General features: G+C 38.5%; 17 protein-coding genes. 6 read left to right on the top strand and 11 right to left on the bottom strand.

Annotated elements, in window-relative coordinates:
• Nucleotides 1-277 precede the first annotated feature (277 nt).
• The 3 genes from JWR23_RS09360 to pdxA all read right to left on the bottom strand — a co-directional run bounded on the left by JWR23_RS09360 (nucleotide 278) and on the right by pdxA (nucleotide 3,330).
• On the bottom strand, nucleotides 278-1,483 hold the full coding sequence (locus JWR23_RS09360; RefSeq protein ID WP_299515563.1) for a DEAD/DEAH box helicase: 1,206 nt from the start codon (nucleotides 1,481-1,483) through the stop codon (nucleotides 278-280).
• Between the two features lie 262 nt (nucleotides 1,484-1,745).
• Nucleotides 1,746-2,174 (bottom strand): CBS domain-containing protein, encoded by a 429-nt coding sequence (locus JWR23_RS09355; protein WP_299515561.1) that lies wholly within the window; start codon nucleotides 2,172-2,174, stop codon nucleotides 1,746-1,748.
• 100 nt (nucleotides 2,175-2,274) lie between these two features.
• A complete protein-coding gene (pdxA, locus tag JWR23_RS09350) occupies nucleotides 2,275-3,330 on the bottom strand; it encodes a 4-hydroxythreonine-4-phosphate dehydrogenase PdxA (protein WP_299515560.1) in 1,056 nt (351 codons plus the stop codon).
• A gap of 145 nt (nucleotides 3,331-3,475) precedes the next feature.
• On the opposite strand from pdxA, the gene rsmA reads away from it, so the two are divergent.
• Nucleotides 3,476-4,255, top strand: coding sequence for a 16S rRNA (adenine(1518)-N(6)/adenine(1519)-N(6))-dimethyltransferase RsmA (gene rsmA, locus JWR23_RS09345; protein WP_299515558.1), 780 nt, complete (start codon nucleotides 3,476-3,478; stop codon nucleotides 4,253-4,255).
• 4 nt (nucleotides 4,256-4,259) lie between these two features.
• Here rsmA and JWR23_RS09340 read toward each other — a convergent pair whose 3' ends face one another.
• On the bottom strand, nucleotides 4,260-4,847 hold the full coding sequence (locus tag JWR23_RS09340) for a hypothetical protein (protein ID WP_299515556.1): 588 nt from the start codon (nucleotides 4,845-4,847) through the stop codon (nucleotides 4,260-4,262).
• 222 nt (nucleotides 4,848-5,069) lie between these two features.
• On the opposite strand from JWR23_RS09340, the gene JWR23_RS09335 reads away from it, so the two are divergent.
• The 3 genes from JWR23_RS09335 (at nucleotide 5,070) to JWR23_RS09325 (ending at nucleotide 7,233) form a co-directional block, all read left to right on the top strand.
• Nucleotides 5,070-6,008, top strand: coding sequence for a 2-hydroxyacid dehydrogenase (locus tag JWR23_RS09335; RefSeq protein WP_299515554.1), 939 nt, complete (start codon nucleotides 5,070-5,072; stop codon nucleotides 6,006-6,008).
• A 251-nt stretch (nucleotides 6,009-6,259) separates the two neighbouring features.
• Nucleotides 6,260-6,733: a transcription elongation factor GreA gene (gene greA / locus JWR23_RS09330; protein ID WP_299515552.1), complete on the top strand. Its 474-nt coding sequence runs from the start codon at nucleotides 6,260-6,262 to the stop codon at nucleotides 6,731-6,733.
• A 107-nt stretch (nucleotides 6,734-6,840) separates the two neighbouring features.
• The gene (locus JWR23_RS09325; RefSeq protein ID WP_299515550.1) at nucleotides 6,841-7,233 is read left to right on the top strand and encodes an HIT family protein; all 393 of its coding nucleotides are present in this window, start codon (nucleotides 6,841-6,843) and stop codon (nucleotides 7,231-7,233) included.
• 8 nt (nucleotides 7,234-7,241) lie between these two features.
• On the opposite strand, the gene JWR23_RS09320 is transcribed toward JWR23_RS09325, so the two are convergent.
• The 7 genes from JWR23_RS09320 to JWR23_RS09290 all read right to left on the bottom strand — a co-directional run bounded on the left by JWR23_RS09320 (nucleotide 7,242) and on the right by JWR23_RS09290 (nucleotide 15,650).
• Nucleotides 7,242-8,501, bottom strand: coding sequence for an O-antigen ligase family protein (locus tag JWR23_RS09320; protein ID WP_299515548.1), 1,260 nt, complete (start codon nucleotides 8,499-8,501; stop codon nucleotides 7,242-7,244).
• The gene (locus JWR23_RS09315; protein WP_299515546.1) at nucleotides 8,482-9,606 is read right to left on the bottom strand and encodes a DUF1972 domain-containing protein; all 1,125 of its coding nucleotides are present in this window, start codon (nucleotides 9,604-9,606) and stop codon (nucleotides 8,482-8,484) included. Before JWR23_RS09315 ends, JWR23_RS09320 begins: the two co-directional genes overlap by 20 nt.
• Nucleotides 9,603-10,679, bottom strand: coding sequence for a glycosyltransferase family 4 protein (locus JWR23_RS09310; protein ID WP_299515545.1), 1,077 nt, complete (start codon nucleotides 10,677-10,679; stop codon nucleotides 9,603-9,605). Before JWR23_RS09310 ends, JWR23_RS09315 begins: the two co-directional genes overlap by 4 nt.
• A gap of 5 nt (nucleotides 10,680-10,684) precedes the next feature.
• The gene (locus tag JWR23_RS09305; RefSeq protein WP_299515543.1) at nucleotides 10,685-11,644 is read right to left on the bottom strand and encodes a glycosyltransferase; all 960 of its coding nucleotides are present in this window, start codon (nucleotides 11,642-11,644) and stop codon (nucleotides 10,685-10,687) included.
• Nucleotides 11,634-13,298, bottom strand: a complete 1,665-nt coding sequence (locus JWR23_RS09300; RefSeq protein WP_299515541.1) for a hypothetical protein — start codon at nucleotides 13,296-13,298, stop codon at nucleotides 11,634-11,636. Before JWR23_RS09300 ends, JWR23_RS09305 begins: the two co-directional genes overlap by 11 nt.
• A 125-nt stretch (nucleotides 13,299-13,423) precedes the next feature.
• Complete coding sequence (locus JWR23_RS09295) at nucleotides 13,424-14,836, bottom strand: oligosaccharide flippase family protein (protein ID WP_299515539.1); 1,413 nt, start codon at nucleotides 14,834-14,836, stop codon at nucleotides 13,424-13,426.
• A 16-nt stretch (nucleotides 14,837-14,852) separates the two neighbouring features.
• Nucleotides 14,853-15,650 (bottom strand): glycosyltransferase family 2 protein, encoded by a 798-nt coding sequence (locus tag JWR23_RS09290; protein WP_299515537.1) that lies wholly within the window; start codon nucleotides 15,648-15,650, stop codon nucleotides 14,853-14,855.
• A gap of 268 nt (nucleotides 15,651-15,918) precedes the next feature.
• Between JWR23_RS09290 and JWR23_RS09285 the strand changes: the two genes are divergently transcribed.
• Nucleotides 15,919-16,557, top strand: a complete 639-nt coding sequence (locus JWR23_RS09285) for an RNA polymerase sigma factor (protein ID WP_299515536.1) — start codon at nucleotides 15,919-15,921, stop codon at nucleotides 16,555-16,557.
• Nucleotides 16,557-17,921: a hypothetical protein gene (locus JWR23_RS09280; protein WP_299515535.1), complete on the top strand. Its 1,365-nt coding sequence runs from the start codon at nucleotides 16,557-16,559 to the stop codon at nucleotides 17,919-17,921. Before JWR23_RS09285 ends, JWR23_RS09280 begins: the two co-directional genes overlap by 1 nt.
• The last annotated feature ends 1 nt before the right edge of the window (nucleotide 17,922 follow it).

Raw genomic sequence — 17,922 nt, 5'->3', positions numbered from 1 at the left:
GCAATCTCTACGTAGGACAATCAACAAAACGTATTGTTGGAATAGAAATAGGAGCCCTGCTTAAATAAAACATACTTCATAACTGATTAGCTTATGTAGAGATTGCTTCGTTCCTCGCAATGACGGCATGGTAATGGGCTGAGGAAACAAGTTGTCTTGTACTGTCCTAAACTGTCTTGTAATTTATTTTACAAGACAGATAAGACACTACAAGACAAGCGAGACATTATGATACAAAAGCAAGGATCGCTATGATTATTTTATGGTAGGATAAAGCTTATTTTTTCCAGACCCGTTTTTTGTTCCTGTTGCCCCTGTTTTGGTTAGGCTTGGGTTCATGCTTAACTTCGACAATGCTTATTAAATGCTCTGGCAGCGGGTGTTGGGTTATCTTTTTATCTATCAATTCTTCAATACTTTTTAACCTGCGCTCATCACGATGATTAACAAAGGTAATAGCGGTACCGGTAGTAGCGGCCCTTGCGGTACGGCCAATACGGTGAATATAATCTTCGGCATCGCCCGGCACATCATAATTAATCACCAGGTCAATCCCCTCCACATCAATACCGCGCGAAAGTGCATCGGTACCAATAATAATGGGCAACTGCCTGTTCTTGAATTTTAAAAGGATCTCTTCCCTTTCCTTTTGTTCCAGGTCTGAGTGGAAAGCTTCGGCTTTAAGCTGTATGCCCTTTAATTCTTTATATAGTGATTTTACTATTTCTTTTCTTGAGGCAAAAATAATGGTGCTTACAAAGTTGCCATCCTTTAGCAAATGCTGCAATAATGGTGTTTTTTGCTGATCGTGTAAACGATAAATCTGCTGATCTATACCAACTGCCGGTTGTGATAAGGCAATATTTATCTGCTCAGGATTTTTTAATACCGATTTAGCCAAATTACGTATGCGCCCCGGCATAGTAGCCGAAAACAATAAGGTTTGCCGCTCTTTAGGCAGATGGCTTATTATGCGCATAATGTCATCCTGAAAACCCATATCCAGCATACGGTCGGCCTCGTCCAATATCAAATGATTTATTTGATTTAGCTTTAATACGCCCGATGTTAGGTGAGCTATCAGCCTGCCTGGTGTAGCAATAATAATGTTTACATTGTTTTGAATACCACGGCGCTGCTGTTCATAAACGTGCCCGTCTCCCCCGCCAAAAACCGCGATGGAGCTGATGCCGGTAAAATAAGCAAGTCCTTCAACTTGCTGGTCTATCTGTTGGGCAAGCTCACGTGTTGGCGTTAATATTAGGGTGCTTGTATGGTTTTTTTTCGTATGGCTGATATGCTGTAATACCGGCAATAAAAATGCAGCGGTTTTACCTGTACCTGTTTGGGCGCAGGCAATAATATCCTTACCTTCTAAAATAATCGGAATGGCCATTCCCTGTATTGGTGTTGGGGTGGTGTACCCCATGCTGGTAATGCCTTCTGTTAGGTGTTCGTTGAAATTAAAATCCTGAAATGTCACTATATTTTTTTGATGTGGTACAAGATAAGCAAAATTGTTGTGTTAGCAGTATTTATAGCTAATGTTGACGCTGAGATTGAATTGCCGCAACTAATTTCGTTTGTCATTTGTAAACTAAATCCGGTTCTGTATTTATGCGAATGCTGCAATTATGGTTGGTAGCGGTTACCGTGGAGGGCCGGATGAATATAATATATTTCAAGGATAGCTACGCCTGTCACCACAGGCTTACCCTTTGATTTTCATGAACGGTAGCAGTTTGCTACGATTGTATATAGCTCTTTAAATGCTCAATAGTAGCTTCATGAAATAGTATGGTTTCTGCAACAACGTCACTAATAGAAATAATACCGCATAGCTTATCATAACTAAAAACAGGCAGATAGCGGATATTACTGTCACTCATAATATGCATACAAGTTTCAATGGAGCTGTTTGGAAGTATCCTGGGCAGGCCGGTGCTCATAATTTCGCGCACGGTTGTACCATCAGATGATCGTCCCTCCAGGATAACCTTACGCGCATAGTCCCTTTCGGTAAGCAGACCTGCATATTCGCCATCTTCTGTAACTATAACTGAACCAATATTTCTCTCGGCCATTAGCCTCAAAGCATCTAAAACCAGTGCGTTGGCATCAATAGCAACAACACTACTACCCTTACGGGTTAGTATATCTGAAACTTTTTTCATAACAATAGGGGTTTAATGGATACAGGTTATACCAAATATAATCAATATCAATCAAAAAAAATCTATAGATGAGGCTTTTATATTAACAATTGTGGAAATCTTAGTCCCTGTCGCGGCTTAGCTTGCTAAATAGCAGCGGGTTTTCATTTAGCTCTGCACCCTCCTTGCGGTGTTTTACAATATGCAAAGCGGTAAATATCGCTTCGCGAAAAGATATTTCTGATGCTAAATTCTTTCCAGCAATATCATAGGCCGTTCCATGATCAGGCGAGGTACGTACAAATTTTAACCCTGCCGTAAAATTAACGCCCGATTCAAAAGCAATTTGTTTAAATGGAATTAAACCCTGGTCGTGGTACATGGCCAGTACCCCATCAAACTTTAAATAAGTGCCGTTAGCAAAAAAGCCATCGGCAGCATAAGGGCCGAAAGCCAATATGTCGTTTGCTCTTGCTTCGTCAATAGCCGGTATAATGGTGGTTTGCTCTTCATGGCCTATCAGGCCATTATCGCTGGCGTGTGGGTTTAATCCTAATACAGCAATTTTGGGTTTGCGTATCCAGAAATCATCGCGCAAGCTGGCATTCATCAGCTTTAGTTTAGCTAATATTTTTTCGGTAGTAAGGCTTTGGGCTATTTTGTTAACGGGTATATGGCCGGTAACCACACCAACACGTAAGGTATCGCTAACCAAAAACATTAATGATTCGGCCGCGCCGTCGCGGTCCTGCAAATACTCTGTATGGCCGGGGAAGTTAAAGCTTTCGCTTTGTATAGTATCTTTATTTATAGGGGCGGTAACCAGCGCGTCGATAGCGCCGCTTAGTAAATCGGCTGTGGCACGTTCTAATGATGCAAAAGCGTATTTGCCTACTTCTTTATTGGGTATACCGGGTTCAATTTTTACATCCTCTTCCCAACAGTTGATCATGTTGGCACGTTTAGGCTGCGCTTTTGACGGATGATCTATCACTTGAAAATTCAGCTCACCTACCTCGGTAACCCGGCGATAAAATGATGCCACTTTGGTATGGCCATAAACAATAGGCGTGCAATAATTATAGATCATGCTGTCGGCAAGTGTTTTGATAATTATCTCTAAACCAATACCGTTTACGTCGCCAATGCTAATGCCTACTTTAAGTTTCTCGTTCATGTTTATATTTGATTACACCGATGGTTTATGATTACATCGATTACAACCTTTTACCTTAAAATTACTGCAAATAAAAGATTTTAGGCTAAGAGTTCCTGATTAAAGCACAAATATGACTTAATTTGCTCAAATATTTTGATTAATAATGACATTAGTAAGAGCAAAAAAACATTTAGGTCAGCACTTTCTTACTGATAAAAATATCGCGGCTAAAATAGTGGATAGCCTGCGCCCCGAAAACAAGTACCGGCAAGTGCTGGAAGTTGGGCCGGGTATGGGTGTGCTGTCGGATATTTTGCTGGAGAAAACGGAATACGACACCTATCTGATCGATATTGATAGAGAGTCGTACGAGTATCTGCAAAAGAAATATCCCAAATTAGGTGCCAGGCTTATCAATGCCGATTTTTTGGCAATGGATTTTGCGGCAACCTTTACCGGGCCGTTAGGCATTATTGGTAATTTTCCATACAATATATCGTCGCAAATACTTTTTAAGGTGCTGGATAACAGGCAGCAGGTAGTTGAGGTGGTAGGTATGTTCCAGAAAGAAGTAGCCGAGCGTTGTGCCGCTAAAGCTGGAAGTAAAGAGTACGGTATACTCAGCGTGTTTTTGCAGGCTTATTATAAGGTAGAATATTTATTTACCGTAAAAGCCGGGGTGTTTAACCCGCCTCCAAAAGTGCTATCGGCAGTAATTAGATTAACACGTAATGAAGTGGCGCAATTAGATTGCGATGAAAAGCTTTTCTGGCAGGTTGTAAAAGCAGGATTTAATCAGCGCCGTAAAACTTTGCGTAATGCTTTATCATCCCTCATCAACAAAGAAAAAATGACCGAAGAGCCACTGCTTGACCTACGGGCAGAACGATTGACTGTTGATGATTTTGTGAAGATTACTAAGCAGATAACTGTTTATAGATAATGAACTAAGCGGATTTAACTTTTACGAATTGATTTTTGATCCACTCTGCTGTCAGCAGCATTTTCCCTGCAACCAACATTATTACATGGATTATCATCGACATACAAATATAGCCGCAAAACTCTAACTTTCTTAACCATCTATATTTTATAGTTGGACGTATCTCTAAATGGTTTGATTTGGTTTGTACCATATCTAATTGATCGATATCTGCTTCGCTTATGTTTTCAGCTAAATAATATAAGTTTTTACTCTTGCAGCCTCTGTAAAAAGCAGTTATTACTTTAGTCGGATCAAGTATAAAGCCAGTTGATAAAGCAAACAGATTCATGATGGATATTAATGGTTTTCGGCAGCTTCTTGACCCAAGCTCCCAGGCGCTTATTTCGCTTTCGCCAATTCTATCAATCCCATAGCCAGACATGATATGATGCAAGTCATGAAATTTTAAATATTTTTTTCTCGCGTTGATGTTCGGAACCGGTGCCAGTATGCAGCCAATATAAACTCTTACGCAATGAGATTCAAAATCTTCAGTGAGATTTAGCCTGTTGAATTTATAGAAACCAATTAATGCTTCTTTTACAGTCATTTAGTCAAATTAATAATTGTCTAAATTTAAAATAATAGCATGTTTATCCAAGTATTAGTTTAATAAATAAGTTTATCCGCAGGTATCAGAAAGGCGGTACTTGGTAAGCAAAACTCATTATTTTATCTTGTACATGAATCAGAAGTTTATTTATTGTCATTTTGGGATAATCGGATGGACCCAAAGAAAAATAAATATTGATATTTGGGCTTTCTTCAAATAATGGACACAAACAATAAAATACTCATCGTCGACGATATCCACCCCATATTTATTGAACAGGCAGAAGCCATGGGTTATGTATGCGACTATCAACCCTTAATAAAACCGAATGAGGCGCTGCAAATTATTGGCGATTATGCCGGATTGGTTATCCGCTCTAAATTCAATGTTGACAAACCGGTAATGGATGCCGCCCATAACCTGCGTTTTGTTTGCCGTGCAGGTGCCGGCATGGACAATATTGACGAAGCTTATGCCGCCGAAAAGAATATTACCCTGATCAATGCCCCCGAAGGTAATATGGACGCCGTAGGCGAGCATGCCGTTGGCTTATTACTGTCGTTGATGAACCATTTTATTACTGCTGATGCCGAAATACGCAATGGCGAGTGGAAACGCGAGGCCAATCGTGGTTATGAGCTAAAAGGAAAAACGGTAGGCATAATAGGCTATGGGTTTATGGGGAAAAGCTTTGCCAAAAAACTATCTGGTTTTGGGGTTGATGTTATTGCTTATGATAAATATAAAACCGGTTTCTCTGACCAATATGCCCGCGAGGTAAGTATGGAACAAATTGTTAAACTGAGCGATGTGCTGAGCCTGCATATACCCTTAACCAAAGAAACAAAAGGCTTGGTTAACGAGGAGTACTTGTTCCATTTTAAGAAGCCCATATTTTTTATTAATACATCACGGGGTAAGGTGGCCGAGGTTAGGGCAATAGTAAATGCGGTTAAGCAGGGCAAAATACTGGGTGCAGGATTAGATGTACTGGAGACCGAAAAGTTTCCGGCATTGGGTGAGCAGGAATGGTTTGATGACCTGAAAAAATCGGGTAAAATAATACTAACGCCACATGTTGCCGGCTGGACGTTCGACTCGTATCGTAAAATTAGCGAGGTAATGGCTGAGAAGCTACGCTTAATAATTAGAGAATAGTTAATTAGTGATTAGGCTTGTATGCTGTTCAACTAATCTCTAACCTCTGACCACTAAATTTTTGTTGTTTCAGTAAACAAAAATTTGGATTTTAAAACTTAAATATCTTATCTTCGTTTTACACTAAACAAGACTATATGGGCACGCCTGCATAGTCTTGTTTGTTTTTAAAGTCATTACGTCCTTCTTAAATAGGGAGGGCGGTTTTTTTTGGCAAACCAATTAGATAAATAAAAATTAATTAGTGAGTTATGGCAGAGGTAGCATATTTTACCAAAGAAGGTTTAGAAAAATTAAAACAAGAATTACAAGAACTAAAAACTACAGGGCGGTCCACTATAACGAAGGCTATAGCAGAGGCACGCGATAAGGGCGACTTGTCTGAGAACGCAGAATACGATGCAGCTAAAGAGGCACAAGGTTTACACGAAGCCAAAATAGCCCAGGTGCAGGAAACTTTGGCCAACGCGCGTTTGTTGGACGAATCAAAACTGGATTTATCAAAGGTATTGGCATTGTCTATTGTTAAGATAAAAAACGTAAGTAACGGCGCCACTATGACCTACCAGTTGGTAGCCGAAAGCGAAGCTGATATGAAGACAGGCAAAATATCTGTGATATCGCCTATTGCCAAAGGTTTATTGGGTAAAAAAGTAGGTGATATTGCCGAAATTACTGTACCGGCGGGCAAAATGGAATTTGAGATATTAGAAGTAAGCAGATAATTCAATGAGTGAATGAGTGAGTTTTGAATGAGTAAATGTTTATTGTTTATTCAAAGCTATTTGTTTTCATTCGCTCAATCACTCAATCAAAATTCATTCATTAAACTATGTCAAGCATATTTTCAAAAATAGTTACCGGTGATATACCCGCTTATAAAGTGGCAGAGACCAATGAGTTTTTAGCTTTTTTAGATATCGCGCCTTTAGCAGAAGGTCATTTGTTGGTTATCCCAAAGAAGGAGGTTGATAATCTTTTCGACCTGGATGATGAAACGTATACCGGCTTACTGATCTTTGCTAAAATTGTTGCTACAGCAATGAAAAAGGCTATTGAATGCAATAGAATTGGCGTAACCGTTATAGGGCTGGAAGTGCCGCATGCGCATATCCACTTAATACCTATAAATGGTGTTGGTGATATGAATTTTTCTAACCCAAAATTAAAATTCACTCCTGAAGAGTTTCGGGCCACTGCGGATAAGATTCGTGCGGAATTGTAGTGAAAGACTTAAGTTTTAGAAACTTTGTAAGTCTTCTTATCATCCCCCGAAAATACAAAGAACGAAAAGAAGAAAGCGTAAAATATTATTCCCTTATCTACATCCAATAGGTTTTCTGAGAAAGAAACAAATGCTATCAGCAGCATAAAAGTAAAAAACAACAAGTCCTTTCTTTTTATGGCTTCTTTAAAACCAAACCATAAAGTACCCAGGTAGATGAGCAAACCTATTATGCCCGATTTTAATAAAAAGCTTAGATACTCATTATGCGAGTTCAGGTTATTAAGGAATGAGTTGTAATATTTTTTAGCATAAAAGCTTTCATGCAACAAACCAAGTTCTGAGCCTGCACCGTAGCCTGTAATGGGTGATTTAGCAATAAGTCCGGTAGCTGTGCCCCATCGGTCTAAACGTGAATCAAATTTTTTATCGGGTGTGGTTAGTGAAAGGTCGTATTTAAGATCAGTAATATACCTGACCTTTAAAATGTTCAATGTAAATATGCCCGCAACAATTAAAGCCGATAGTGATGCTGCAATCACTATGAATTTAATTCGTTTTTTTCCTTGCAGCAAGAAATAAGGAATAGCCAGGTTGATAGCCAAAAACAAGGCTGCAAAAATAGATTTTGAAGATAGCTGGACAATCCCTGCTAAAAGGATACAGGCACAGGCGGCATAAAATAAACGGTAAGGAGCCGACCGTTCTTTTATGAACACTCCTAAAAGATAAACCAGTGCAATTGCTAACTGTAAGGAAAAAAATGTGGCGTGCATGGCAATCGGCTCAGAGAAATTATGGTTAGTGAATGCCGCCGATACAATAGCAGAATAAGGTAACGAGTAATACTTAATGGTACGGAAAGCGTCTAAATACAAATAGGCCACAATTGCTGTACAGATCAATGAAAATGCCAGTAATAGCCTTGAACGATATTTTTGAATATCAAAAGAGGTTAAACAAAATGCCACCGGGAATAGCAATATGGCCAAATGCTTTCCCCATTCATTAAAAGCTTCAGGGCGGTTGATAGTGTAAATAGTACTAAGCAGCGTTACAAAAAATACCGATTGCAGTACAAGAGTCCTAACTGTAAAAATTGGTTTAATATCTTTCTTGTTAAGTTGTATTAATGTGTGTATAATAAAACTTATTAAGATAATATGGCTGTAAAAAAGATCAAACGGCAAGCTAACCATGAACAGCATTAAATGATAATAACTGATCCTATTGGCCAGGGTATCGTTTTTAAGAAATAATTCTTCCATTGTTATAATTCAAATAACATTCTATAGCATATTCTTCATAGCCATCTACAACGCTCTCCCAGTTAAACAGGTGTTTTATTTTGTGCAGGTTATTGGTCACCATTGTTTTTTCAGTTTCCTGTCTTTGTACGGTTTCAACTAAATTTTTTACATCATTTGGATTAGAAAAATAAAAAGCATCGGTGCTTAATACTGCCTGGTTAAAAGGATTGTTATGCGCGGCTATTAAAGCCTCGCTGGCCATTGCTTCTAATAATGAAGGGTTAGTACCCCCAACACTATGCCCATGAAAATACAGGTAAGAGTTGTTTTGTAAGGCGCGCACTTTTGCGGTATCAAAAATTGACCCTTTAAACTGTATGCGGCTATCTTTTTGAAATTTATGGGTGATGAATTTTCCAAACCGGTTACTGGTATCGCCCAAAACTTTAAATGGTTTTGGCGAGTTGCTATTGTTGTACCCTTCTAAAATAGTTTCAATATTATTCTCGGGCTCCATACGGGCCATTAGTAAAAAGTAATCTTCTTTTAATGCCTCCTCGGGAGTGATCTGCTCTCTCTCCTGCTTAGTTATCATATCCGCGCCGTAAGGGATGTAACGGCTGTTTATGTCATATTTACGGGCCAGGTATGATTTAATTACCATAGAATCTGACACATAAAATTGGCTATGCCTTACGGCCAGCCTCTCGGCATATTTCAAAAATTTCTGTACAGGTTTTGAGTATTTGGAACGCTTCCATTCCAAGCCATCCATATTGGTTATAATGGCGCTCTTTTCGGGATACAAATGCCCCCAAACAGAGCTGCTGGTATAGCCCATAATTAAAATAACATCAAAATTGCGTTTTCGGGCATCACGTATGCAATTCAGATCATACACAAATTGTCCCGCGGCACCAATTAAATATTCGGGGTCATAACAATGTATAATGTTAACACCGTTCCAGTTATCCCCGGCGTAGGGGTGATTGTGCGAGTTATATACACTCACTTCATGCCCCCGCTTGGCTAAACCAACTGATACATATTCTGATATATGCTCAAATCCCCCGTAATGGTTTGGTATGCCCCTTGTTCCTAATATGGCTATTTTAAGTTTCATGATACAATGGCTGTTTGATATGCTTTAAGAGTTTGTATGGCAGCTTTTGCCCAGGTATATTTATCTAATATTTTTTCGCGCAGATGGCTGTTAAAATTGGTAGTGCTTGCTTTTTCTACAGCGGCTAATATGCTTTCGGGTTGCGCGGGATCACAGTAAAAGGCGTCGTTTTCAAAATATTCACGTGTATCTCCCTTATCGGTTATTACAATATTGCAGCCCATTACCGCGGCCTCAACAGAGCTAAGTCCGGTGGTTTCAAACCAGCTTGGTAATACATGTATTTTTGCCTGTTGATAATAATTTACCAGGGCATCCTGCGGCAAATGTTCAATAAAGCTGATGTTGGCCGCGGCAATACTGCGGCACTCGTTATAATAAGCTGTTTGATTAGGGCTGTGATTGCCTATAAGCAACAATTTGAACCGTGTGTTATTTAACGCTTTTATTAAATTAAGCTGGTTTTTAATTCCTTCAATTCTTGCTACGCACAGCACCAACTCGTCATCTTTTTTTATAGTATCATTATAAGTAAAGCGGGTTGCATTAATACCGTTGGGTATAACGCTGTATTTTACGGTACTTGGGTACATTTTAACCACCCGCCTGTATTCCGATTCGGAATTTGGCAGGATAGAGTCAGCATGGTCCAATATTTCAACAATGCTTTTTCGTTGTCCTTTCCAGATGTAGGATAAACTCGATAAATGATCGCGCCCCAAAACCCAGCGTGCCATGGTTTTTATATACTCAATAGTATCTGATGATAAATGGCTAAACACCATACCCGCACCTTTGCGGTAATGTTTATCATACTCACTGTAATTAACCAATATGGTAGATACCACGAATGGCTTACCGGCCTTTTTACTGTGGTGCAAAATATCAGCCGGACGAATAATATTGAAAAAATGCAACAGATCATAATTAACGTAATCAATAGCCTCGTTGGTAAGCCTAATCTCGGCCTGCACGCCCATATCTGTTAAGTGGCGGGCTGTTTCCATAGCCTGTACGGTGTCTCCGCCGGGGACACTGTATAAAGTTGATCTTGTTATGATGGCTACTTTCATCTGTGTTACAGTTTGTTTGGACTCATTTTATGCAGCCATAAAATAAATTTTTCGGGCAAATAGCTTACGGTATATAATAAGTAGTTATCTAATCTTAACGGCCATATGCTTATTGCCTTTTTTACATGTTCACGTGCCTTTTCGGGCTGATAATTATTAGCCAGGAATTTTTTTCCGCATAGCGCGTGGTATGATCCCTCTTTTATTTTTCTAACGTCCTGCGATTTAATAATGGCTAATAATTCATTGCCTTCTTCTGCCGTTATATGCCCGCGTTTAATAGCATCTCTTTTTAATTCGCGAAAGCGCTTACCGCGCCACCGCTCATCAATAGTAACCGAGGCTGAGTTTAACCTGTATTTTATTAATGGTTCCGCCAGGTTGCAAAACTTGCCCTCTTTGGCTATTGCTGTCCATAATAAATAATCTTCAAAATTATGGGCATCAGTAGGGTATCCTCCGGCATTGGCTACATTGGCCTTTTTATACATTACTGTAGGGTGCATAAAGGGGCAATAGAAGTATAGTTTTTCCATTATCTCCTGGTGCGAATGCGCAATGCATTGAAAGTGGAACAGGAAATCGTTATTCTCTAAAATATAATCGGCATCACTTCCAACTAAAATGTATTCAGGGTTTTCAAGCAAAAATTTTATTTGTTTTTCAAGCCGTTGCGGATGGCACACATCATCAGCATCAAACCTTGCTATGTATGGGGCCTTTGAATATTTAAGGCCCGTATTTAACGCCGCGGCAACCCCCATGTTAGGCTGGTCTATTAAAATTATCCGCTCATCTTTATAAGAATTGATAATGGCTTTGGTGCCATCTGTCGAGCCATCATTTACTATTATCAACTCAAAATCGGTGTGCGTTTGTTGCAAAACAGACTCAATAGCCTCACTTATATACTTTTCGGTATTATAAGCGGGCATTAAAACGGTTATGCAGGGGTTAGTTTTCATTGGTGCGTAAATTTTTATTTTTAACTAAACCCTGTCCCTCTTTAATATTTAAAAAAAGCATCAGCTCAAGCATTATCATTATTGATAATTGCTCGAACCAGTAATCAATAAAAAAAATGGCCAGTACAAATAGCAGCAAGGGTATGCCGTAAGTAAGGTTTACATAATGCTTTGCAAAAAATCCTATATAAAAAACAAAAAGAGCCAGCAACCCGGCTAAGCCATATTCGGCCAGTAACTGGTCATATACAGAAAACGGACTATTGATTAATGAATGTGAACTTGCAGACTTGCTAAAAAAGTTCAAATAAATATCAAGGTGGTTAATTAAAAAGTTGTGATTAATGTAAATGTGTTTAGCCGGATAGCCACCGGTAAACTTTAAGCCCGTTGCCCTGAAAGCCAGTTTCGAAGAAAAATTGCCAACACCATCCCCTACTATTATTTTTGAGGGGTGTTGTTTAAAAAAATTTACTGTTTGCAACAGCCCTGTAATTTTACCCGGCACAGATGTCCAGTGTGGATGGCCTGAAATAGGCAGCTCCTTTTGGTGCACGTTGACAAAATCAACCAGTTGTTTTTGCTCTGGCGGGGTAGTTTTAAGCCATTGGTAAACCGGTAAATTAACATCGGGCTTAGGCAATAATATTCTACCTGTAGCGGTTGCCGGCACGTTTGGCGGAAGAATTAAATGTGCGATAGGGGCCTTATGTGCCTTTTCAATACTATCTAAATAAAGTATCGCAATCTTTTGTCTTTTTTCTTCGGGACTGAGCGTGCTGTCTGGCCTTAAGTTAACCGGTATTTTGTTGTTGCCGGGCCATGGTGATATTATGCTTTTCTTATAAAAGAAAGTTTTAACCGTGTTTATCACATAGTCATTATTCTGTGGCGATATTTTTGCCATAAATACAACTAAAAACACCAGGCAAACAATTATTACACTTTTTTGATCGCGGGTACTATTAAAAGCAAACAGATAAGCCAGTATAATCAATATAAATACATTAGTAAAATTACTGGCTGTAAGAATTAAAACGGCCATGCATAACAACGTCATGCCTGCATTTTTTTTACTTAAAAAATAAATAATGCCAAAGGCATTTAAAACAGCGTTGGTTGTCGAGGTATCAAATGTGAGTCCTTTTATAAAATCGCCGGTACTGACAAAATATTTTTGATATTCGCCCTGGTAGGTGTATGGATTAATAGCGTGAGTTACCCAAACAATATAGGCCAGGTTTAGCAGTGAAGCAACTGCATTAATAATAAAGAAAACCACTATTGTGTTGTGAATTACTTCGGTATTATTTCTTTCTACCGATAGTTTAACCTGGTGGATGGCCAGTATGCAAATAACCCAAAAGCCAATTCCGGTTGCAAAAACTATATTGTAATTTATATTAAAATAATTGCTGTTGATGATAAAGCCAATAATACCAATGCCAATTATTAATGGATAAAACAGCGGCAGCCTTGAGTTCTTTAGCCTGAAACCAAATTTAAAATCAAATTGTAATAGATAGATAAGAACAATTGCTGGAATTTTTACAGCCAATTTTACATTTAAAAATAACAGCAAAAACAACAGCAGTTTCCAATCTACGTAAATAAGTAGTTTTTTTAAGTTTAAAACTTTTGTGCCGTTATTCATTAAATTTAATCGTGTTGAAACTACCATAGGTGGAAACCATGGGTAATTGTTTTAATTTTCTCTTAAACGTTACGGTTTGAAAATTAAAATGGTTGCCTTGTAGAAGCGGCGGAAATGAACTTATTTTACCAATTAAGCAGCCGGCCTAAGTTTTTCCGGTCGGTAAGTTTTACTTGTGTGGTGGCTAATAATAAAACCAGGTAAATAGCCACCGCAACGGGTACAGCAACCCAGGTGTTTAAAAGGAGGATCTTAGTTATCAAGCCGCTGCATACTGCACAGGTTACACAAATTACCAATGGGTGCCAGATAGTGTTAAGCCCGGCAATTTCATTCTTTTTCAGGAAATATATTGCTTGTGCTGTGCATGCTATTAAAAAGGCAAACGCCGCGCCTTCATTTTTATAAAATGGTATCAATATAATATCGCCGGCAACATTTACAATCAGGGTAATGATGAATGCAGTTAATATCATTTTTAATCGCCCTTGTGCAAAGTACATCGTCCATAAAAAATTGTTCAGGTATAAAAATGGCATGCATAATGATAAAATAAAAATGGTGTTAACATTTATTGCACCATACTTACCCGCGGTTAGGCCATCAATAACAGGAGCCCAGCACATATTTAATACCAGGCCAATAAACCCGGCTACAACCATTTCTATCCGTATTAAAGTTTTAAAATTTGGGATATGAATATTTTGCTGCTTAAACAATTTTGTAAAATGCGGAATTAGCAACGGGGCTATAGCCAGCAGGGGCAGTGTAGAAACTTCAAACACTTTATAAGCAAAGCTATATTCGGCCAGTTTTACTGCTGATAATATAAAGCCTATAAATATCCAATCAAACCGGGCCAGGGCCGATGTAATTAATGCCACACCCATTTGTGGCAACGACTCGCGCACCAGGTTAATATAATTGGCTTTGTTCCATTTATTAATTAACGGGATTTTAGCCATCCGTTTAAAAAGGTAAACCCCTATAACCAGCTCCAGCGTATCTCCAATAATAAAAATAGCAACAATAACGGGCAAATTAAGGGCATGTAGTAGGGCGGCAACTACTAAACATATGCAACGCACAAAATTAGATATTACTGATAGGTAGGCTACCAGCTTAAACAATTCTAAACCATTTGCGGCTTGTTTAAATGGTGTAGAGAAATAAATCATCAGCTTACCAATACCAATCAATAATAGTAAATTGTAAACAGATTGATGTGGAAACAGGGCGAAACCCGTTAACAACAACCCGTAAAACAACAGGCCGGTAATTAATACATGACTTATATAAAGCGATAGTACAGATTGCGCGTCATCGCCTGCGGCTATTTTTTTAATAATAACCTGGTCAATACCAAAAGAGAGTATATTAAATACAGCAAGCAATATAGCCAGTGCAAGGTTTATTTGCCCAAAACTATCTTTGCTTAAGCTAATTGATAGTATATAAAATATAACTAAAGCAAAAAGTTGATTGATAATAAGCTGCAGGGCATTTACCGAAAGATTTTGGAGCAGTTTTCTTTTCATTTAGCCTGCTAAGCGGTTAATATTCAACCGCTAAATTAGCTTTTATGTATGGCTTTTTCTTGGCGTTATTTTCCAGCCGGTTTAAATAATGGTATTTAAGCCATTTGTTTTTATAAGTAATTTTTGCAATGCTCCAACCTTCCCTGCCATCCAAAAATCCCAAAAACACAATATAATTTTTAATAAAGCTAAAAATTGGCGATATATATAGTTTAACAGGATTTACCTTTTTACCGGTCTGTAAATATTTTTCGGCACTTAAATGTGCGTAGTAAAGCGCTTTGTTGTTACACTCATTACTGTCTTTTACCGAATAGTGGTGCATGCAGCCATCTAACCGTTCAATTTGCACTTGCTCGGGAAGCATTAAAGTTTCATGCACATTTGCTTCAGACCATTTTACTACTGTACGATTAAATAAACGTATATGATGATCGCGCCCCCAATTGCCATGGCGTATCAACTTTTTGCCGAAGTATGATTTAAACTTAATGTCGTAAACAATACCCGTATTATCCAGTTTAAGGCTATGTAAAGATAGTACAAGTTCAAGATCAACAATTTCATCAGCATCAACGCTTAATATCCAATCGTACTTAGCCAACCCTATGCCTTTATTTTTATTGGCACCATAGCCATCCCAGTTTTTTTGGTATATATGGCAACCTAATAACCGGGCTATATTGAAAGTTTCATCTGTACTATAATTATCAACTATAATTATATCATCCGTTATCATCTTAGCCGCGTTTATGCAGTCGGCTATAACTTCAGCTTCATTTTTGGTGATAATAACTATCGAAACAGGGATCATGTAAATAATAATTTATACGTTTAAACCAGATTGATTACTTAATACACGAATGATAAACCTAAAAGGTTGCTTTTACCCATTAAAAATTACATAAAAACCTAACAATAAACATGTTGAAATATTGGAATAATTTATAAGAGCAATAAAAATGACCCGGACTATCATTATTTTAAACTAAATTTATACTTCCGGGCAACCATTACACAACAATTTACGTGATGGATATAGAAACGGGTAATATCACATTAGCAACTATTTTATAACCCATATGGGCGAGGAAGAGTTACATCAACTGATCAGGGGCTGTATAACACAAGACAGGAAAAGCCAGAAATTGCTTTACAAGGCTTTCTATGGCTTCTCTATGGCAATATGTTTACGGTATGCGGGCGATAGGGATGAGGCCGCTGAAGTGATGAATCAGGGCTTTTTTAAGGTTTTTACCAAAATAGAATCTTACGATGCCGGCAGGCCATTTAAAGCCTGGCTGGGCAGGATAATGATGAATGTATCCATTGATTATTATCGGGCCAATCTTAAAATGGCTTATGCCGAGGATCTGGAAACTGCGGAGCATGTGTATGATATAAGCACATCAGCGGATAATAATTTAAATTATAATGATCTGCTGGCTATGGTGCAACGGTTGCCACAAGGTTACAGAACGGTATTTAACCTTTTTGCAATTGATGGTTACTCGCACGAAGAAATATCAGATATGCTGAATATAAATATTGGCACATCAAAGTCTAACCTTTTTAAAGCTAGGCAAAAGCTAAAACAAATGATACACGATGCAGATTCGTCTGATAATTATAATAAAGGAATAGATTTTAACCCGGTAGTAGCCATGAATGGCGCAGCTATAAAACCGGTGTTTTATAATAAAAATGGTATTGATAAGTAATGAAAAAAGAGAAAAATATAGATACGATTTTCAAGCATAGCCTCGCAGACCCGGTTGATGAAGCCGCGTATCGGGAAGATGATTGGGATGCATTTGAGCAGATGCTTAATAAGAATAAAAAATCGGGAAGCATTTTTTGGTTACCTATTTTAGGTAGCGTTGCGGCAGCTATATTGATATTATTTGGCTGGCTAATGTTTAAACCACAGGGTACAAACCATGAGCAAAAAATACAGCAACAGGTAGCAGTTAATAAAACGCAACAAACAATACAGCAGCCGGCAATAACCGTTACTACAACACAAAAAGCGCAGCAACAAATAGCAGCGACAAAACAATCGGCAGAAAATACAGGAGAGAAGTTGACTGCACAGCCGGCCGCAACAGCCGCGACCCCTAAAACAAGAAACGCATTGGTGGGGCAGCCGCAACACAAAAAGACACAACAGGAGTATATAGCAAAAAATAACTATAGGGTGGGCAGGCATAATGGCAATAATAATTTGCCACAAAATGCGCGGCCGCTTAATGGGCAAAATAACGGCAATGCCGTCGAAAAAATTGGCAGCGATCATAATCCTGTTTCCAATACAAGAGATTATGAGGCATTAGCCGCAGTTAGTGAAGCCCCGGGTATTACATCCTCAAATACTTTGGGTACCCTGGCTATAGCTTCAATTAATATTTTGCCGCAAGCGCCTGATGCTTTGGTACAAACAAAATCCGGTAAGATCGGAATTAAGAAAACGGCATCATCATTCCGCCCTCAATTTGCTTTGAGTGCGTTGGCCTCATCAGAGTTAAATGGAGTCGGCTCGTTACAGAATCCTACTAAAGGGTATAATTATGGACTGTTGTTCTCGGCAGAATTGGTTAAGAAGTTTACAATCACCACAGGAGTAAATTATTCTTTTAAACCATACACCCTGCCGTTTGCAGATTATCATACCACCTATAAGTTTAAAAACGCACCCGAATATGTATCGGCTGATTGCCGGGTATTAGATATACCTATTAACATTGGCTACCAGGTATATAATAACCATCGTAACAAAATAACTGTGGGCACAGGCTTATCATCATACATCATGATGCATGAAAGCTATACATATGATTATGGTAATACAGCAACCCTGTACGGGCCATCCTATTATGCTGTTAAAACACGTGGCAAGTATTTGTTTAGCATCATGAATTTGGAGGCAACTTATCAACGTCAAATTAATTCAAAGGTTGGAATAAGTTTACAGCCTTATTTAAAAGTGCCGCTGTCAAATATAGGGTACAGCCAGATCAAGGTAGAAACAGCAGGTTTAGCTGTAGGGCTAAACTGGAACATAAATTCATTAACAAAACCTAAGTAAA

This window comes from Mucilaginibacter sp., assembly GCF_028288205.1.
Taxonomy (GTDB): Bacteria; Bacteroidota; Bacteroidia; order Sphingobacteriales; family Sphingobacteriaceae; genus Mucilaginibacter.
The sequence above is the reverse complement of the archived record's forward strand: the minus strand, read 5'-3'. Positions and strand labels throughout refer to the sequence as shown.